14 protein-coding genes and 1 tRNA gene are annotated in these 15,382 nt (G+C 50.5%); 11 read left to right on the top strand and 4 right to left on the bottom strand.

Annotation, left to right across the window (positions count from 1 at the left end; translation table 11 throughout):
• Positions 1 to 86: 86 nt before the first annotated feature.
• The 5 genes from pqiA to A6301_RS16270 all read left to right on the top strand — a co-directional run bounded on the left by pqiA (position 87) and on the right by A6301_RS16270 (position 6,070).
• The gene (pqiA, locus tag A6301_RS16290) at positions 87 to 1,433 is read left to right on the top strand and encodes a membrane integrity-associated transporter subunit PqiA (protein WP_255764589.1); all 1,347 of its coding nucleotides are present in this window, start codon (positions 87 to 89) and stop codon (positions 1,431 to 1,433) included.
• Entirely contained in the window at positions 1,393 to 3,060 is a 1,668-nt protein-coding gene (pqiB, locus tag A6301_RS16285; RefSeq protein ID WP_370642245.1) for an intermembrane transport protein PqiB, read from the top strand. Before pqiA ends, pqiB begins: the two co-directional genes overlap by 41 nt.
• Positions 3,060 to 3,632, top strand: coding sequence for a membrane integrity-associated transporter subunit PqiC (gene pqiC / locus A6301_RS16280; RefSeq protein WP_234258269.1), 573 nt, complete (start codon positions 3,060 to 3,062; stop codon positions 3,630 to 3,632). Before pqiB ends, pqiC begins: the two co-directional genes overlap by 1 nt.
• Before the next feature lie 316 nt (positions 3,633 to 3,948).
• A complete protein-coding gene (gene rmf, locus A6301_RS16275) occupies positions 3,949 to 4,116 on the top strand; it encodes a ribosome modulation factor (RefSeq protein ID WP_010276992.1) in 168 nt (55 codons plus the stop codon).
• A gap of 394 nt (positions 4,117 to 4,510) precedes the next feature.
• Positions 4,511 to 6,070, top strand: coding sequence for a methyl-accepting chemotaxis protein (locus A6301_RS16270; RefSeq protein WP_234258268.1), 1,560 nt, complete (start codon positions 4,511 to 4,513; stop codon positions 6,068 to 6,070).
• Between the two features lie 446 nt (positions 6,071 to 6,516).
• Here A6301_RS16270 and A6301_RS16265 read toward each other — a convergent pair.
• A tRNA-Ser gene (locus A6301_RS16265) sits at positions 6,517 to 6,606 on the bottom strand.
• Between the two features lie 278 nt (positions 6,607 to 6,884).
• Here A6301_RS16265 and A6301_RS16260 point away from each other — a divergent pair.
• Positions 6,885 to 7,622 carry a phosphatase gene (locus A6301_RS16260; protein WP_107170684.1) on the top strand — a complete coding sequence of 246 codons (738 nt, stop codon included), beginning with the start codon at positions 6,885 to 6,887 and terminating at the stop codon, positions 7,620 to 7,622.
• A 61-nt stretch (positions 7,623 to 7,683) separates the two neighbouring features.
• Complete coding sequence (locus A6301_RS16255; protein ID WP_234258267.1) at positions 7,684 to 8,262, top strand: molecular chaperone; 579 nt, start codon at positions 7,684 to 7,686, stop codon at positions 8,260 to 8,262.
• 94 nt (positions 8,263 to 8,356) lie between these two features.
• Here the strand turns inward: A6301_RS16255 and A6301_RS16250 are convergent, their stop codons facing one another.
• From A6301_RS16250 to mdtH, 3 genes are all read right to left on the bottom strand, one after another.
• Positions 8,357 to 8,923 carry a lipoprotein gene (locus tag A6301_RS16250; RefSeq protein ID WP_107170682.1) on the bottom strand — a complete coding sequence of 189 codons (567 nt, stop codon included), beginning with the start codon at positions 8,921 to 8,923 and terminating at the stop codon, positions 8,357 to 8,359.
• A gap of 200 nt (positions 8,924 to 9,123) precedes the next feature.
• The gene (gene grxB, locus A6301_RS16245) at positions 9,124 to 9,771 is read right to left on the bottom strand and encodes a glutaredoxin 2 (RefSeq protein ID WP_205542263.1); all 648 of its coding nucleotides are present in this window, start codon (positions 9,769 to 9,771) and stop codon (positions 9,124 to 9,126) included.
• Between the two features lie 181 nt (positions 9,772 to 9,952).
• Positions 9,953 to 11,158: a multidrug efflux MFS transporter MdtH gene (gene mdtH / locus A6301_RS16240; RefSeq protein ID WP_107170680.1), complete on the bottom strand. Its 1,206-nt coding sequence runs from the start codon at positions 11,156 to 11,158 to the stop codon at positions 9,953 to 9,955.
• 316 nt (positions 11,159 to 11,474) lie between these two features.
• On the opposite strand from mdtH, the gene rimJ reads away from it, so the two are divergent.
• The 4 genes from rimJ (at position 11,475) to murJ (ending at position 15,364) form a co-directional block, all read left to right on the top strand.
• Positions 11,475 to 12,059: a ribosomal protein S5-alanine N-acetyltransferase gene (rimJ, locus tag A6301_RS16235; protein ID WP_137741380.1), complete on the top strand. Its 585-nt coding sequence runs from the start codon at positions 11,475 to 11,477 to the stop codon at positions 12,057 to 12,059.
• Between the two features lie 9 nt (positions 12,060 to 12,068).
• Positions 12,069 to 12,707 carry a YceH family protein gene (locus A6301_RS16230; RefSeq protein WP_107170678.1) on the top strand — a complete coding sequence of 213 codons (639 nt, stop codon included), beginning with the start codon at positions 12,069 to 12,071 and terminating at the stop codon, positions 12,705 to 12,707.
• Positions 12,708 to 12,735: 28 nt separating this feature from the next.
• Positions 12,736 to 13,701, top strand: a complete 966-nt coding sequence (locus tag A6301_RS16225) for a Gfo/Idh/MocA family protein (protein ID WP_234258266.1) — start codon at positions 12,736 to 12,738, stop codon at positions 13,699 to 13,701.
• A gap of 127 nt (positions 13,702 to 13,828) precedes the next feature.
• Positions 13,829 to 15,364 (top strand): murein biosynthesis integral membrane protein MurJ, encoded by a 1,536-nt coding sequence (murJ, locus tag A6301_RS16220; protein ID WP_107170676.1) that lies wholly within the window; start codon positions 13,829 to 13,831, stop codon positions 15,362 to 15,364.
• Positions 15,365 to 15,382 lie beyond the last annotated feature (18 nt).

The following is a 15,382-nucleotide window of genomic DNA, read 5'->3' as shown; positions in this document are numbered from 1 at the left end:
TTGTGTCATCAATACGGGAGGTTAACTCCCGTATTGATAGAAGATGTTTTCAGTCAGAAGCTGACGAGTTTTGAAGGAGAGGACGTATGTGTTCCCATCACGATCGGCATGACTGTAATCTTCAGCGTGAGCATGGCCTACACGGTGAACATGGCCTTGAACACGAACATCATCACCATGATGACTATATGCTTTGCCCGCAGTGCGACCTGCTGGTGGAGTTACCTGAGCTGTTACACGGCCAGAAAGCGACCTGTCCACGTTGCAAAACCGCGCTAACCAGTCGTCAGGCGGAACCACGTAAACGGCCAGTCGGCTACGCGGTGAGCGCACTATTCATGCTATTGCTGGCAAATCTTTTCCCCTTCGTATCTATGCGTGTGGCGGGAATCACCAGCGAAATTACCCTGATACAGATTCCTAAAGTGATGGTGGCGGAAAACTACGCCAGCGTCGCAACACTATTTATGCTTTTTGTTCAACTCGTCCCTGCTTTCAGTATGGCGACCCTGATTTTGCTTTGCCTGCATGCATCGCTGCCGTTGGCGCTGAAAAAGGGCATGGGCAAGATGCTGTTTCATCTTAAAAGTTGGGGCATGGCGGAGATTTTTCTGGCTGGCGTGTTGGTCAGCTTTGTCAAACTGATGGCCTATGGTGACATTGGCATCGGCACCAGCTTTGTGCCTTTTGTCCTGTTCTGCCTGCTACAGTTGTTGGCCTTCCAGAGCCTCGATCGCCGTTGGTTGTGGAATGACATAGTACCGCCACCCACATTACCCGCTCCCCCGATTTTGGGGAAAAGCGGGCTATCGCAAGGGCTACGCTCGTGCTCATGTTGCACCGCTATTCTGCCAGCCAACCAGTTAATATGTCCACGTTGTCACTCACGTGGACATGCCCGTAAGAAACATAGTCTGCAATGGACGCTGGCATTGCTGATCACCTCGGTAATGCTCTATATCCCCTCGAATCTGATGCCGATCATGGTGACTGAAGCCTTCGGCGATCGAATGGGATCGACGATCATGTCAGGTGTTATCCTGCTGTGGGGGATGGGATCTTATCCTGTCGCCCTCGTGATTTTTATCGCCAGCGTGATGGTGCCGACGCTAAAAATGCTGGCGTTAGGTTGGCTGTGCTGGCAGGCCAACGGCAAAACTAAAAAAACGGAAGACAGCGAGCGAATGCACGTCATCTATGAGATGGTTGAGTTTGTTGGGCGTTGGTCGATGATTGATGTGTTCGTTATTGCTGTACTGTCTGCGATGGTGCGCATTGGTCGTCTGATGAGTATTTATCCCGCCATTGGGGCGGTACTGTTCGCGGCCGTGGTGATTCTGACCATGTTTGCTGCGATGATGTTTGATCCCCGTTTGCTGTGGGATCGTCGCGATGATGTTCTTCATAAGGAGTCTTCCGTTGGCGAAAGATAATCATGCCGTTGCGGATGTAGAAACGATTAAACGCTGGTCGCCGGTCTGGATTGTGCCGATTGTCACGGTGCTAATCGGTGCCTGGATACTGTTTTACCATTTCAGCCACCAAGGGCCGCAAATTACGCTGATTACCAGCAACGCCGAAGGCATTGAAGCAGGTAAAACTGCTATCAAAAGCCGTAGCGTAGACGTTGGTGTGGTAGAGAGCGTAGTGTTGAGCGACGATCTTCACCGCGTGGAGATCAAAGCGCGTCTGCATGATGGTATGGATAAATTATTAAAACAGGACTCCGCTTTTTGGGTGGTGAAGCCGCAAATTGGTCGGGAAGGGGTTTCTGGTCTGGGGACGTTATTATCCGGTGCTTACATTGAGCTACAGCCCGGCGCCCATAAGGATGAGAAGCGCGAATTTACCCTGCTGGATGCGCCGCCGCTGGCCTCGCCGGATGCGAAAGGTATCAGGGTGATACTGGACAGCGATCAATCCGGGCAGTTGAATGCGGGTGACCCGGTCCTGTTCCGTGGTTATCGCGTGGGGTCGGTGGAAACCAGCGAATTCGAGCCGAAAGCGCGCAAGATGCGCTATCAGCTGTTTATTTCGGCTCCGTATGACGGCTTGGTCACCAGCAACGTTCGTTTTTGGAAAGACAGCGGTGTCGCGTTTGATATGTCGGCACAAGGCATGCGTGTCGAAATGGGGTCGCTGGCCACGTTGTTCAGCGGTGGCGTCAGCTTTGATGTCCCGGCGGGATGGGAACTGGGTGATGCGGCCAAGGCAATGGCGCAATATCGGCTCTTTGATAGCCAGCGCAGCATTCAGGACTCGCTGTACACCGAATATAAAGAGTATCTGTTGTTCTTCAGCGAATCGATCCGTGGTTTACAGGCGGGAGCACCGGTTGAATTCCGCGGTATTCGACTGGGTACGGTGGCCGAAGCGCCATTTTTCCCCAAAAATATGAAGCAGGATCTGGATGATGATTATCGCATTCCGGTATTGATTCGTATTGAACCTGATCGCTTCGAGAAGAAGATTGGCGGCTCGTTCGATTTTGAACAGCACCTGAAGCAAGCCCAATCACTTGGGCTACGCGCGTCGATGAAGTCGGCTAACCTCCTGACGGGTGCGCTCTATATTGATTTCGATTTTTATCCAAAAGAGAAAGTGGATAAACAGCTATTCGTTCTGGATGGTTACCCAGTTCTTCCTACCATTGACGGCGGTCTGTCACAGATTCAGCAGAAGCTGATGGCGGTGCTGGATAAAGTGAATAACCTGCCGCTGAACCCGATGGTGAATGAAGCAACGAAGACGTTGACGGAAAGCCAGGCCACGCTGCGCGAAATGCAAAAAACGTTGGCGACGTTGAACAAATTGACGTCCAGCAAAGCGATGCAGGATCTGCCGGAAGATATGCAAAAAACATTGCTTGAACTGAATCGCAGCATGAAAGGCTTCCAGCCCGGCTCACCGGCGTATAATAAGATGGTGGCGGATATGCAGCGATTGGATCAGGTCTTGCGGGAATTACAGCCTGTGCTGCGTACCCTGAACGAGAAAAGCAATGCGTTGGTGTTTGAGGCTTCGGGTAGTCAAGATCCTCAGCCGAAGAGGGCAAAATAATGATGAAAAGCTGGACGCTAGCTCTGGTGCTGGTATTGAGCGCCTGTAGCAGTAGCAATAGCAATACGCAGAAAACGTACTATCAGTTACCGACAGTCGCGGATACCAGCACGGTGCAGACTGCGATGACTCAGGGGCATTCGTTATGGGTTGAACATGTCAGCGTGGCAGATTATCTCGTCAATGCAGGCTTGGTCTACCAGACTAACGATGTGCAGTATGTCATTGCCAGTAATAACCTGTGGGCCAGCCCGTTAGATCAGCAATTGCAGCAGGCGCTGGTGGCTAATCTGGGGCATAAACTGCCTGGTTGGGTCGTGACCACGCAGCCACAGGGAAGCGAGCAGACTGTGCTGAATGTTTCTGTCACAGGCTTTCATGGCCGTTATGATGGCAATGTCGTCGTTCGCGGAGAATGGATGCTGACCCATCAGGGAAAAGTGCTTAAACGCCCCTTTAGCGTGGTGCTGCCACAAATGGAAGATGGCTATGACGCGCTGGTAAGAACGTTGGCACAAGGCTGGCAGCAGGTTTCTCAGTCGATTGCTCAGCAGACTGGTGAACTTAACTAAGCGTTACCGAGGTTTGGCATTATCTGGTCGTTGTTTGAAGCAACGATCGCGCGAAAACCCAAAGTTCTAAAAATCAGACCTCTAAAGGTGTAATGCTGTGATTGCATTGCATTTTTAGAGGTTTTTTATTATTTTCAAATGGTTATGTTTTTTCGTTCTTTAATGGGGAAAATTCCTATTTTGGATCACAAATATGACACTGGCGTGAATTTTGCGCCTTGACGTTTGGCTGTAGAATCGGTATTGATAGTCTGTGGTTGCTTATAAAGTAATCATTGTTTTCTTTCCACCAGATAAATAATGAGGGAAATAAGGCATGAAGAGACAGAAACGCGATCGCCTTGAACGGGCTCATTCACGTGGTTATCAAGCTGGTATTGTCGGTAGACCAAAGGAATTTTGTCCTTATCAATCAATTAATGCCCGGTCTTACTGGTTGGGAGGCTGGCGAAAAGCCATGGAGGACAGGGCTGTTACCGCTTAGCGCGCCTTGTCACTAGAGGGAACGCCTCCGCTTTCGCGGAGGCTTTTGTATTTAAGGGCAACTACCCTGATTTTTTCTCTCTCTGTTCAATCGATACAGAGATCAATCAACAAAAGCGATTTACCGATACATGGGCTTCGGATGGCAATCTGGTGCCTTGTCACCTTTGTAACCTCGCTTACGAATTTATTTCGATTTCGATCATTTTTTTCCCATTTTTTAATCGTTATTGCTCGATTGTGGTTTTTATTTGAGCGAATGGGGTTATTTTTCATTATTTATTGTTAAAAAATCTATCATTACTACCTGAATGGTATGGCTCAAGGCGGCAATGTAGTGTAACTTTTTCTTCGGAATTTTCTGAAAAGAAGTTAGAGATTAGAGAGAAAATAGAGTGAAACTACGAACCAGAATTGCACTGCTATGCGGTACGACCTTGTTAGGGATGCTAATTTTATCTGCAGTGGCGCTGAATACGCTTTATAGCACGATGATGAGCGAGCGCACTGGCCAACTCTCTACGCTGGTGGAACTGGCTCATTCGGCGGCGCAGAAAGCGTATGACCTGGAGAAAAGTGGTCAACTGTCGCGCGACGAAGCAGAGAAAGAAGCCAAACGGGCGATAGCCAGTTTCCATCAAGGGGACCGCTATTTCTTCGTGCGCGATTACACGAACGATGTGAACTATGTTCACCCTAACCCTAAGCGCGTTGGTATCGTCGATGCCAGCGGCGGTAAAGAGGCCGGAGAGCGCTACCGTGCTTCGCTTCAAGGCAAGAGAATTGGCACTGTGATTGCGGAAGGGACGCGCCCAGGACAGCAGAATAAGGTTGAGAAACTCTATGCTGTCATCAAATTCGAGCCTTGGGACTGGACGATTGGCTACGGTGATTACATTGATGATATTCAGCAGACATTCTGGCGTAATGCACTGATTCTGCTTTCTTTAGGGTTGGTTCTGCTGCTAATTATTTCCGCATTTGCATGGAATATGTTGCGCACGCTGATGCGCCAGCTTGGCGGTGAACCACAGTACGCCGTTGACGTGGTACGCGAAATCGCGGAAGGCAACTTACGCGTTGATGTGGAAACGAAGCCGGGCGATCAGACCAGTATTCTTTACGCTATCCGTGCGATGCGCGACAACCTGTCCCATCTGGTGAATCAGGTACGCAGCAGCACAAACTCGATTGCCACGGCGTCGACGCAGATTGCATCGGGTAACGGCGATTTGTCTGCGCGTACCGAATCGCAGGCCAGCGCCTTAGAACAGACGGCTGCAGCCATGGAACAGCTGACTGCAACGGTGAAACAGAACGCGGATAATGCGCGTTATGCGAATGAACTCGCTGTATCGGCATCGGATGTGGCGGTGCGCGGCGGTGACGTTGTCAGCCGGGTTGTCGTAACGATGGATTCGATCAGTCTCTCATCGCGTAAAATCGTAGATATCATCGGTGTGATTGACAGCATTGCTTTCCAAACGAACATTTTGGCGCTGAATGCGGCGGTGGAAGCCGCACGGGCTGGTGAGCAAGGGCGTGGTTTCGCCGTGGTCGCGAGTGAAGTGCGTACGCTGGCACAACGCTCGGCATCCGCAGCAAGAGAAATTAAAGGCTTGATTGATGATTCTGTTGCCAAGGTTGGGGAAGGCACAGATTTCGTGAAGCAGGCAGGCGATACTATGAGTGAGGTGGTTGAAAGTGTGCACCGCGTAACCTCCATGATGGGCGAAATTAGCGTGGCGAGTGCAGAACAGCGTTCGGGCATTGAGCAGGTTAATCTTGCAATATCGCAGATGGATCAGAGCACCGAACAGAATGCGGCGTTAGTTGAAGAAGCATTGGCTGCGGCACACTCTCTGAACGAACAGGCACAAGAGCTGTCACGCACCGTCGAACAATTCCGCGTAGATGAATCCGCAGGTAGCTATTTGGCGCTGGGTGCAAGATGACAGGAATGGCGGAGTTCAGATGTTAATCGAACTCTGCCAACGTTTTTCATCCGTTCCAACGATATAAAAGAAAACGCCCCTGACTTGCGTTAAGGGCAGCTCGGTGTACGTATGTGGGGGATTGACTCGCGGCGTCCTGCCGCTCACCCTGCAGGCCGCCGTTGGCGGTCCAAAACGCCAGTCCTGTCGTTTTGTCGAACCCTGTCAAGGCTTCTCATCCGTTCCAACGATATAAAAGAAAACGCCCTTAACTTGCGTTAAGGGCAGCTCGGTGTACGTATGTGGGGGATTGACTCGCGGCGTCCTGCCGCTCGCCCTGCGGGCCGCCGTTGGCGGTCCAAAACGCCAGTCCTGTCGTTTTGTCGAACCCTGTCAAGGCCTCTCATCCGTTCCAACGATATAAAAGAAAACGCCCTTAACTTGCGTTAAGGGCGTTTTCTTTTATATGGCGGTGAGGAAGGGATTCGAACCCTTGATACGTTTTCACGTATACACACTTTCCAGGCGTGCTCCTTCAGCCTCTCGGACACCTCACCGTGGCCTCGCCGTATGTCATGCTGGCGGACGGCGCTAATGTAGGGAAATTGCTGAACAGCGTCAACAAACTTCTGCACCCAATGTGCGCAATGAGCCAAAGTTAACGCAATTTGTTGCTTTTCTCTCCGTTTTTACGCTTGTACTCATTTATGACCCTGCGTTGTTTCAAAAAACAATGTTTCATTTGTGTTAATCATTCGTTGTAATTCCGCTTGCTGGCTGCGGAATATCCCTGAAAATGGTATGCTAACTTGCACTCGTTGACCCAGGAGAATCTATGTATCCCGTCGATTTACATATGCACACTGTTGCCAGTACGCATGCTTACAGTACTTTGCACGATTACATCGTCGAAGCGCAGCAGAAAAATATTCGTCTGTTTGCCATTACCGATCATGGCCCTGATATGGCGGATGCGCCACATTACTGGCACTTTATGAATATGCGTGTTTGGCCGCGTTTGGTTGATGGCGTAGGTATCTTGCGCGGCATCGAGGCGAATATTAAAAATATCGAAGGCGATATCGACTGTACCGGGCCGATGTTGGAGCAGGTGGATGTGATTATTGCGGGTTTTCATGAACCGGTTTTTCCACCGCAGGATAAAGAAACGCATACCGCTGCAATGATCGCGACCATGGCGCGTGGTGATGCGCATATCATTAGCCATCCCGGCAATCCGAAATTTCCCGTCGATATTCGCGCAATTGCGGAAGCAGCGGCGAAATACAATGTGGCATTGGAGCTGAATAACTCTTCTTTTATGCATTCACGCAAGGGCAGTGAACCAAACTGTCGGGCGATTGCTGAAGCGGTACGTGACGCCGGTGGGTTACTCTCTTTAGGTTCTGATTCCCATATCGCGTTTTCTCTGGGGGACTTTACCCACTGTGAGCGTATTTTGCAGGAGGTGAATTTCCCACAGGATCGGATATTAAATGTCAGCCCTCGTCGCGTGTTGGATTTCCTTGAGCAACGTGGAATGCCGGCAATTGCTGAATTGGCTGATTTGTGACGCCGTCACTTAAAAACCGTCACTTAAAAACAGTGTTACTTAAAAATAAATAGGATTATGAATGAACGAGTTTTCTATTGTGTGCCGTCTGTTGGGCACGCTGTTTTATCGCCAGCCGCAGGATACCTTGCTGACACCGGTATTTGCGTTGATTAAAGAAGGGAAACTGGCACAGCACTGGCCGTTGGATCAGGATGCGTTGTTAGCACGGTTGCAAAAAGGTCTGGATTTGCCTGCAATGGCGGCAGATTATCAGGCATTGTTCGATCAAGAGAACGGATCGGTTTCACCGTTGCGCTTGTCCTATGAAAGCGATGCCGACGATGCGGAAATTCGTACCTTTCTGCAACAGCGCGGCATGCCGTTAAATGACGGCGCAGTGGGTCATTTTGGTAGCTTGCTGCTGGCGGCATCATGGCTGGAAGATCAGGCACAAGAAGATGAAACCGCGGCGCAAATTACGCTGTTTGATGAATATCTATTACCGTGGAGCGATCGTTTCCTCGGCAAAGTAGAAAGTCATGCTACTACCGCATTCTATCGCACATTGGCGATAGTGTGCCGCGAAGCGCTGGAAGCCATGCGGGATGAGCTGGGCGAAAGCGAAGAAGAAGATGACGAATCGGAATCGGAAGAATAACACGGTGGGATGAAACCCCCGCAGTATGAAACCCCGTAGTATGAAACCTGATGCGCCGATAGCAGACATCACGTGTGCTATCGGCAAATGAAGATTAGTCAGTAAACAGGATAACGATCTGGCCCGGCTTAATTTCGATACCTTTCGCCATCTTCTTCGCCAGCGATTCTGTTGTGCTTTTATCCGCATTCAGCACATAGGCCGGTTTTTGATCAAAATAGCTTTTTAGCGATTGATTGAGGTAAGGGCTCAGTGTTTTCATTACCGTCTGCATTTTTTCCGGTTGCACGGTGTAATCAATCAGTTCCATGTCCTTCAGATAAATCGCGCCCTGCGTTTTATCAAATACCGGCTGTGCTTTCAGTGTAAGCTTCATATCTGCAGCCTGATTGCCCAACAGAGAGGATATGTCGACCTTCGCATTACCCGTCAGGGTCACTTTCCCCGGCTCTGCGCGACCGATCTGGCTAGATAGTTCGGTTAACACGATATGTGCATCCACTACGCCAGGTACGCCCAATTGTTTCTGATAATCATTGTGTTTTTGCAGGTACTCATTCACTTCCTGTTCACTGAGCGTGTATTGGGTGAGTTTATTACAGCCGCTGAGTGTAAAGGCAAGCAGCACGGTTGCCGCTGCTATCCATCCTGATTTTTTCATTATTCTGACCTCTTAATGCCATTTATGCGCACGATTTATTCATACGGGCAATTTCTTTACGCGGGCGATCTATTTATCTGAACAATCAGCATAATTCCGCATGGGCAGCGTGCGCCCGATACACAGAGTAAACAATAGGATAGCACTGAAATAGCCGATAATGCCGCTTCGGAACGAAGCGGCGGGGTAAAACTGGGTGATTAGATTGCCAGACTGCTGAGTAACGTTACTTGGGTTTGTTTCGCCATGTTATTGCGATAGTCCGCAACGCGGGAAGGGGGCGTAACCCCCGCAACGATAGACAGTGAACGGAGCAGTGGGAAAAGGTCGATATCATCCGTTGATAACACGCCGTTACAGGCATTCGGCTGGGCAATCAGCGGATCAAGATCCTGTAAATCATGGTTCAGTTTCTTAATCAGTCCCTGAGAATGACCCAGGTGGTCGGCAAAATTGCCTAGCTGGGTTTCCTTCTTATTAACAAAGTACTGCCGAGCGGAAGTGGAGGCAAATTCTTCAAAGGCTGCTTGAGCAAAGCGGGGAATAATCAAACGCGGCGTATATTCCGTAACTTTGCGTAGCCAAGCGGAGATTGCCGGGTTGGTTGAACCTGTCAACAGCGGTTTGTGGTCGTAATTATCGATAAAATGCACGATATCCATACTTTCGGGCATGTAACTGCCGTCATCTTTTTGCAGAATGGGCACCATTTTCTGGCCGATCAGTCGCTCTGGCGTTTCAACGTCATCATTCGCTAATATTTGCAGTTCGACAGGGATATTTTTCAGGCCGAAGATCATGCGTGCTTTAACGCAGTAGGGACAGTGATCGTAAATGTAGAGCTTCATTCGTCGTCTCCTAAATTACAGGGCATAGACAAAGGCCGCAGTGCGGCCACGCGTGTAACCCATCATCAAACAAGGTTAATCGGGTGTGCGAGACGGCTCGCGACGAAACAATTGTTTGAATATATTAGGAAAGTATAGAAGGGCTTTACCGACGAGATCAAACTCGTCAGTAATATTCAAACTAATGACCACCCAACATCGCAGGTTCGATACGACGTTGGTTGAACTGCCAGTACAGAGCGACTAGCGTCAGGAGCCCGATGGTGCCGAGCATGAACCACGGCAGCTCCGGTTGATTCAGCGCGTGCCCGGTATCAAATAGCCAGCCGCCGCCGCTGTAGCCAATCGCGCCACCAAGCGCCAATCCAAGCCGACTGAAACCCATGTAGCTGCCTCTTGCCCTGGCGTCTGCCAGTGAGGCGCTCAAGGTTTCGCGTGCAGGTTCGGCGATAATTGAGCCAATATAAAACAGGCTAATAAGCATCAGCAGTGTTTGAAGCTCTGTCGTCATCCCGATCGGGAACATGCTGACGGACATGATGAAAAGTCCTGCCATTAGGCGCTGTTCCAGCCGGAAGTGTTTCTCGCTCCAGCGGGCGATAGGATAAAGCAGCGTAAGCGACAGCGTTGCTTCAATGGCGTACATCCATTTCACGGCAGACGGCGTTCCGGCGAGTTGGTTGACCATAATAGGGAGCATCAACAGAACCTGCACGGCTAGCATGTAATAGCCCGTCAGCGTTAATACATACATCAGGAAACGGCGGTCGCGAATCACACGCATCAGACCTTCCCCGATCGGTGTTCTTACCGTCGAAATGCGATAGGCTGGCAGCAGCCAGGCATTGAGCGCAGCCGCAAGCACGAAGATGACTGCCCCTGCCCAGCAGACAATTTCGAAATCGTACTGAAGCAACCAACTGCCGATGAGAGCACCGATAACCGCCCCGGCGCTGTCCTGCATCATTAACAGAGAGTAAAAACGACCACGTTCCTGCGGACGAACCAATTTGATAACCAGGGCAGTACGCGGTGGATCGAATAATGTGCCACCAAGGCCGGATAGCGCACAAGACAACCAGAGCAGCCAGGGTTCATCGGCAATTGCCATGAACACAAAACCGGAGGCGCGTAGCAGCATCCCGGTAATGATCATCGGCTTGGCGCCAAAACGATCGGCGATAGCCCCGCCGAAAATACCGAGCCCTTGCTGAATAAACTGGCGTAATCCCAAGGCGATGCCGACTAATAATGCAGCCCAGCCGAGATCGTCGACAAAACGAATGGAAATAAGGGGGAAAACAACGAAGAACCCTAAAACCACCAGCATATTATCTAGTAATAAAAAATATTTACCCAAGCTCCGAGCTTGCGACATCAGAGGCATGTTTCACCACAACGAAAAAAGAAGGAAAATAACAGACGTGACTATTTTGTACTCTAATTCGACTTTGGTATAGCCTATTGTTGGATAATATTTTTTTATCGATTTAACGTTATGCAAGTAGCATTTTGGCGAGAAAAAATGGCTTTCCTGATTCAATTGCGCAATAACTCGGCGATGAGGATTTTACGTCTATGAATTTATGTGGTTATAGTAAGGATTATCGGAAATACCGATATTTTGTGCTTATTGTAGAATAACGATTTTTTCAGCGCCGATGAATTTTACTTATCGACAACATGGAGAGGTAGGGGGAAAAATGTTTGGCTATCGTTCAACACCAGCAAGAGTGCAACTGACAACCGACAGGCTGGTGGTGCGTCTGGCCCATGAACGCGATGCATGGCGTCTGGCTGAATACTATTCTGAAAATCGTGATTTTCTCAAACCGTGGGAGCCCGTAAGGGACGCGAGCCATTGTTACCCATCAGGCTGGCAGGCGCGGCTGAGCGTGATTAACGATATGCATAAACAGGGTAGTGCCTATTACTTCCTCCTGTTAGATCCGAATGAAAACGAAGTGTGTGGCGTGGCTAATTTTAGCAATGTGCTACGGGGCTCGTTCCACGCCTGCTATTTGGGCTATTCCCTAGGTCAGAAATGGCAGGGGCAGGGGCTGATGTATGAAGCGTTGCAGCCAGCGCTGCGTTATATGCAGCGTCAGCAGCATATGCACCGTATCATGGCTAACTATATGCCGCATAACCAGCGCAGTGGGAATTTATTGACGCGTTTGGGGTTTGAACGTGAAGGCTATGCGAAAGACTATCTGCTTATTGATGGGAAATGGCAGGATCATGTATTAACCGCGCTGACCAACGCCGAGTGGAAGTCTCCGCGTTAAGGAATAATGATGAAATACCAATTAGATGCTCGTGAAGCCCGCGTGATCGGCTGTATGTTGGAAAAGCAAATCACTACACCGGATCAATACCCCATGTCGTTAAACGGCATCACCACAGCCTGCAATCAGAAAACCAACCGCGAACCCGTGATGGAGCTAAGCGAAAGTGAAGTGCAGCAAACGTTGGATTTGCTCGTGAAAAAGCACTTCCTGCGTACGCTCAGTGGCTTTGGTAACCGTGTTGTGAAGTACGAACATCGTTTTTGTAATTCTGAATTTGGCGACCTGAAACTCTCTCCTGCGGAAGTGGCGCTGGTAACCACACTTCTTCTCCGTGGCTCACAGACGCCAGGTGAACTGCGTACGCGTGCTGCTCGATTGTACGAATTTTCCGATGTCAGCGAAGCTGAGTCCACCCTTGAGCAACTGCAACGGCGTGATGATGGCCCATTTGTGGTCAGACTCGCACGGGAAGCGGGTAAACGGGAAAGTCGCTATCAGCATCTTTTCAGCGGTGAGGTCAGTGATATAGCGGTTTCAGAGGAAGAACGCGCGAGCGACAATTCTCATCCGCTTACCGAGCGGGTTGAGGCATTGGAAAAAGAGGTCGCTGAACTCAAACGCCAGCTTGCTGCGCTGTTAGCGTAATGAATTTGTACCAGGGAGAATACCAGCCATGAAGCCTCAGTTGTCATCCGTAGAAAGCATCGCAGAACCTATTGTATCCACCCGATGCCCTCGCATCGGTGTCGTCGGCCTAGGGGCCATCGCGCAGAAAGCTTATTTGCCCATTCTCAGCCAGGCAGAGCGCTGGGAGCTGGTCGGTGCCTATTCTCCTGACCAGCAAAAAACGCAACGAATTTGCCAGCACTATCGGATGGCGGGTTTCTCTGCGCTGGATGAGTTAGCGGCACACTGTGATGCCGTTTTCGTTCATAGCAGCACCGCGAGCCATTTCTCTGTCGTGAGCCAACTACTTAAAGCGGGTGTCGATGTTTACGTGGATAAGCCGCTGGCAGAGCGGCTTACGCAGGCAGAAGCGCTCGTCGAATTGGCAGAGCAACAACAAAAAATTCTGATGGTTGGCTTTAATCGCCGTTTTGCACCGTGTTATCAGCAGTTAAAACAGCGGTTGGATCAACCCGCATCTTTGCGTATGGATAAACACCGTATTGATAGTGTCGGGCCACAGGATGTGCGTTTTACCTTACTGGATGACTATCTGCATGTGGTGGATACTGCGTTATGGCTCGCAGGCAGTGATGCTCAGTTGGTTGATGGTGTCCTGCATGCGAATGCGGACGGTCAACTGCTGTATGCCGAACACCATTTCCAGAGCGGCAACTGTCAGGTAACGACCAGCATGCATCGTCAGGCAGGTAGCCAACGGGAATGGGTTCAGGCTGTCGCTAAGGGAGGCTTATATCAGGTGGATGAGATGCGTGCATGGCGTGAAGATCGTGAAGGGATGACGTTCAGCCCAGCCGTGCCATCCTGGCAAACGACGCTGGAACAACGCGGGTTTGTCGGTGCAGTGCATCATTTTATGACGGCGATTGAACAACGGAAACCAGCGGAAACATCAGGTAATCAGGCGTTACTGTCCCAGCGTATGATTGAGAAATTGCTGGGAAAAAGCTGAAAAGTTCAGCGGTTATGGCAATGTTAGGTAGCTATTACACGCGCAATGCGTAGACTAGTCGCACCTCGCAATCAGGATGACCTCAACGGGTCAATAATCACCCCTGAACCGTTCAGAACATAATCGGATGAATTTACTTAAATCACTGGCTGCCGTCAGTTCCATGACCATGTTATCGCGCGTGTTAGGATTTGTGCGCGATGCTATCGTCGCCCGCATTTTTGGTGCAGGTATGGCGACGGATGCCTTCTTTGTGGCGTTCAAACTCCCCAACCTGCTTCGCCGTATTTTCGCGGAAGGCGCATTCTCACAGGCATTCGTGCCTATTCTGGCCGAATATAAAAGTCAGCAGGGCGATGAGGCTACGCGAACGTTTCTCGCTTATGTTTCCGGGATGCTGACGCTGATTTTGGCGTTGGTTACCGTAGCGGGGATGGTCGCCGCCCCTTGGGTCATTATGGTCACGGCTCCTGGCTTTGCCGCGACGCCTGAGCGCTTTGAGCTGACCTCTAATCTACTGAGGGTCACGTTTCCCTATATCCTACTGATCTCACTGACCTCCATGGTAGGTTCGGTGCTGAACACCTGGAACCGTTTCTCGGTACCCGCATTTGCGCCGACGCTGCTTAATGTCAGCATGATTGGTTTCTCACTGTTTGCTGCGCCGTATTTTAATCCTCCCGTTATGGCGCTGGCTTGGGCGGTATTAGTGGGTGGTTTACTGCAACTCGGCTATCAGTTACCGCATCTGAAAAAGATTGGCATGTTGGTTTTGCCGCGCCTGAAATGGCGTGACCCAAGTGTCTGGCGGGTCATGAAGCTGATGGGACCCGCGGTTTTAGGCGTGTCGGTGAGCCAGATTTCGCTGATCATCAACACCATTTTCGCATCCTTCCTCAGCGAGGGAGCGGTGTCATGGATGTATTACGCCGATCGTCTGATGGAATTTCCTTCTGGCGTGCTGGGTGTGGCGTTAGGGACGATCTTACTTCCGTCGCTGGCGAAAAGTTTTGCCAGTGGCAATCACGATGACTACTCCCGCCTAATGGATTGGGGGCTCCGTTTGTGTTTCCTGCTGGCGCTGCCAAGCGCGGTAGCATTAGGTATTTTGGCTAAACCGTTAACCGTGTCGCTGTTTCAGTACGGCAAATTTAGTGCCTTTGACGCGTTGATGACTCAACGTGCGCTGGTTGCTTACTCGATCGGGCTGATGGGGTTGATTGTCGTCAAAGTGTTAGTGCCCGGCTTTTATTCCCGGCAGGATATCAAGACGCCGGTAAAAATTGCGATAGTCACGCTGATCTTGACGCAAGTGATGAACCTGATCTTTATCGGGCCGCTGCAACATGCGGGTCTGGCGTTGTCCATCGGCCTGGCTTCCTGTCTGAATGCAGGGTTGCTGTACTGGCAACTGCGTAAGCAGGATATTTTCCGACCGCTGCCGGGTTGGGGAGGGTTTTTGGTGCGCCTGCTGGTCGCGGTTATCGTGATGTCGGTGGTTTTACTGGGCATGCTGTGGTGGATGCCTGCATGGGATGACGGCAATATGACGATACGCATCCTGCGCCTGCTGCTGGTTGTTGTCGCAGGGGCGGGTTCCTATTTTGCCACGCTGGCGCTGTTGGGATTCCGCCCCCGGGATTTTGCCCGCCGTAGCGTGTAACCACGTAGCGATATTACG

Source organism: Pectobacterium sp. IFB5596 (assembly GCF_021432585.1).
GTDB classification, from domain to species: Bacteria; Pseudomonadota; Gammaproteobacteria; order Enterobacterales; family Enterobacteriaceae; genus Pectobacterium; species Pectobacterium punjabense.
This window is presented reverse-complemented; position numbering and strand designations above follow the sequence as displayed.

Bases quoted from the DNA above. Each gene is read 5' to 3' on its own strand.
- grxB (WP_205542263.1), bottom strand. From the start codon at position 9,771: ATGAAGCTCTACATTTACGATCACTGTCCCTACTGCGTTAAAGCACGC.
- rmf (WP_010276992.1), top strand. From the start codon at position 3,949: ATGAAGAGACAGAAACGCGATCGCCTTGAACGGGCTCATTCACGTGGT.
- A6301_RS16230 (WP_107170678.1), top strand. From the start codon at position 12,069: ATGAAATACCAATTAGATGCTCGTGAAGCCCGCGTGATCGGCTGTATG.
- pqiB (WP_370642245.1), top strand. From the start codon at position 1,393: ATGATGTTCTTCATAAGGAGTCTTCCGTTGGCGAAAGATAATCATGCC.
- A6301_RS16250 (WP_107170682.1), bottom strand. From the start codon at position 8,923: ATGAAAAAATCAGGATGGATAGCAGCGGCAACCGTGCTGCTTGCCTTT.
- pqiC (WP_234258269.1), top strand. From the start codon at position 3,060: ATGATGAAAAGCTGGACGCTAGCTCTGGTGCTGGTATTGAGCGCCTGT.
- rimJ (WP_137741380.1), top strand. From the start codon at position 11,475: ATGTTTGGCTATCGTTCAACACCAGCAAGAGTGCAACTGACAACCGAC.
- pqiA (WP_255764589.1), top strand. From the start codon at position 87: ATGTGTTCCCATCACGATCGGCATGACTGTAATCTTCAGCGTGAGCAT.
- A6301_RS16255 (WP_234258267.1), top strand. From the start codon at position 7,684: ATGAACGAGTTTTCTATTGTGTGCCGTCTGTTGGGCACGCTGTTTTAT.
- A6301_RS16225 (WP_234258266.1), top strand. From the start codon at position 12,736: ATGAAGCCTCAGTTGTCATCCGTAGAAAGCATCGCAGAACCTATTGTA.
- A6301_RS16260 (WP_107170684.1), top strand. From the start codon at position 6,885: ATGTATCCCGTCGATTTACATATGCACACTGTTGCCAGTACGCATGCT.
- mdtH (WP_107170680.1), bottom strand. From the start codon at position 11,158: ATGCCTCTGATGTCGCAAGCTCGGAGCTTGGGTAAATATTTTTTATTA.
- murJ (WP_107170676.1), top strand. From the start codon at position 13,829: ATGAATTTACTTAAATCACTGGCTGCCGTCAGTTCCATGACCATGTTA.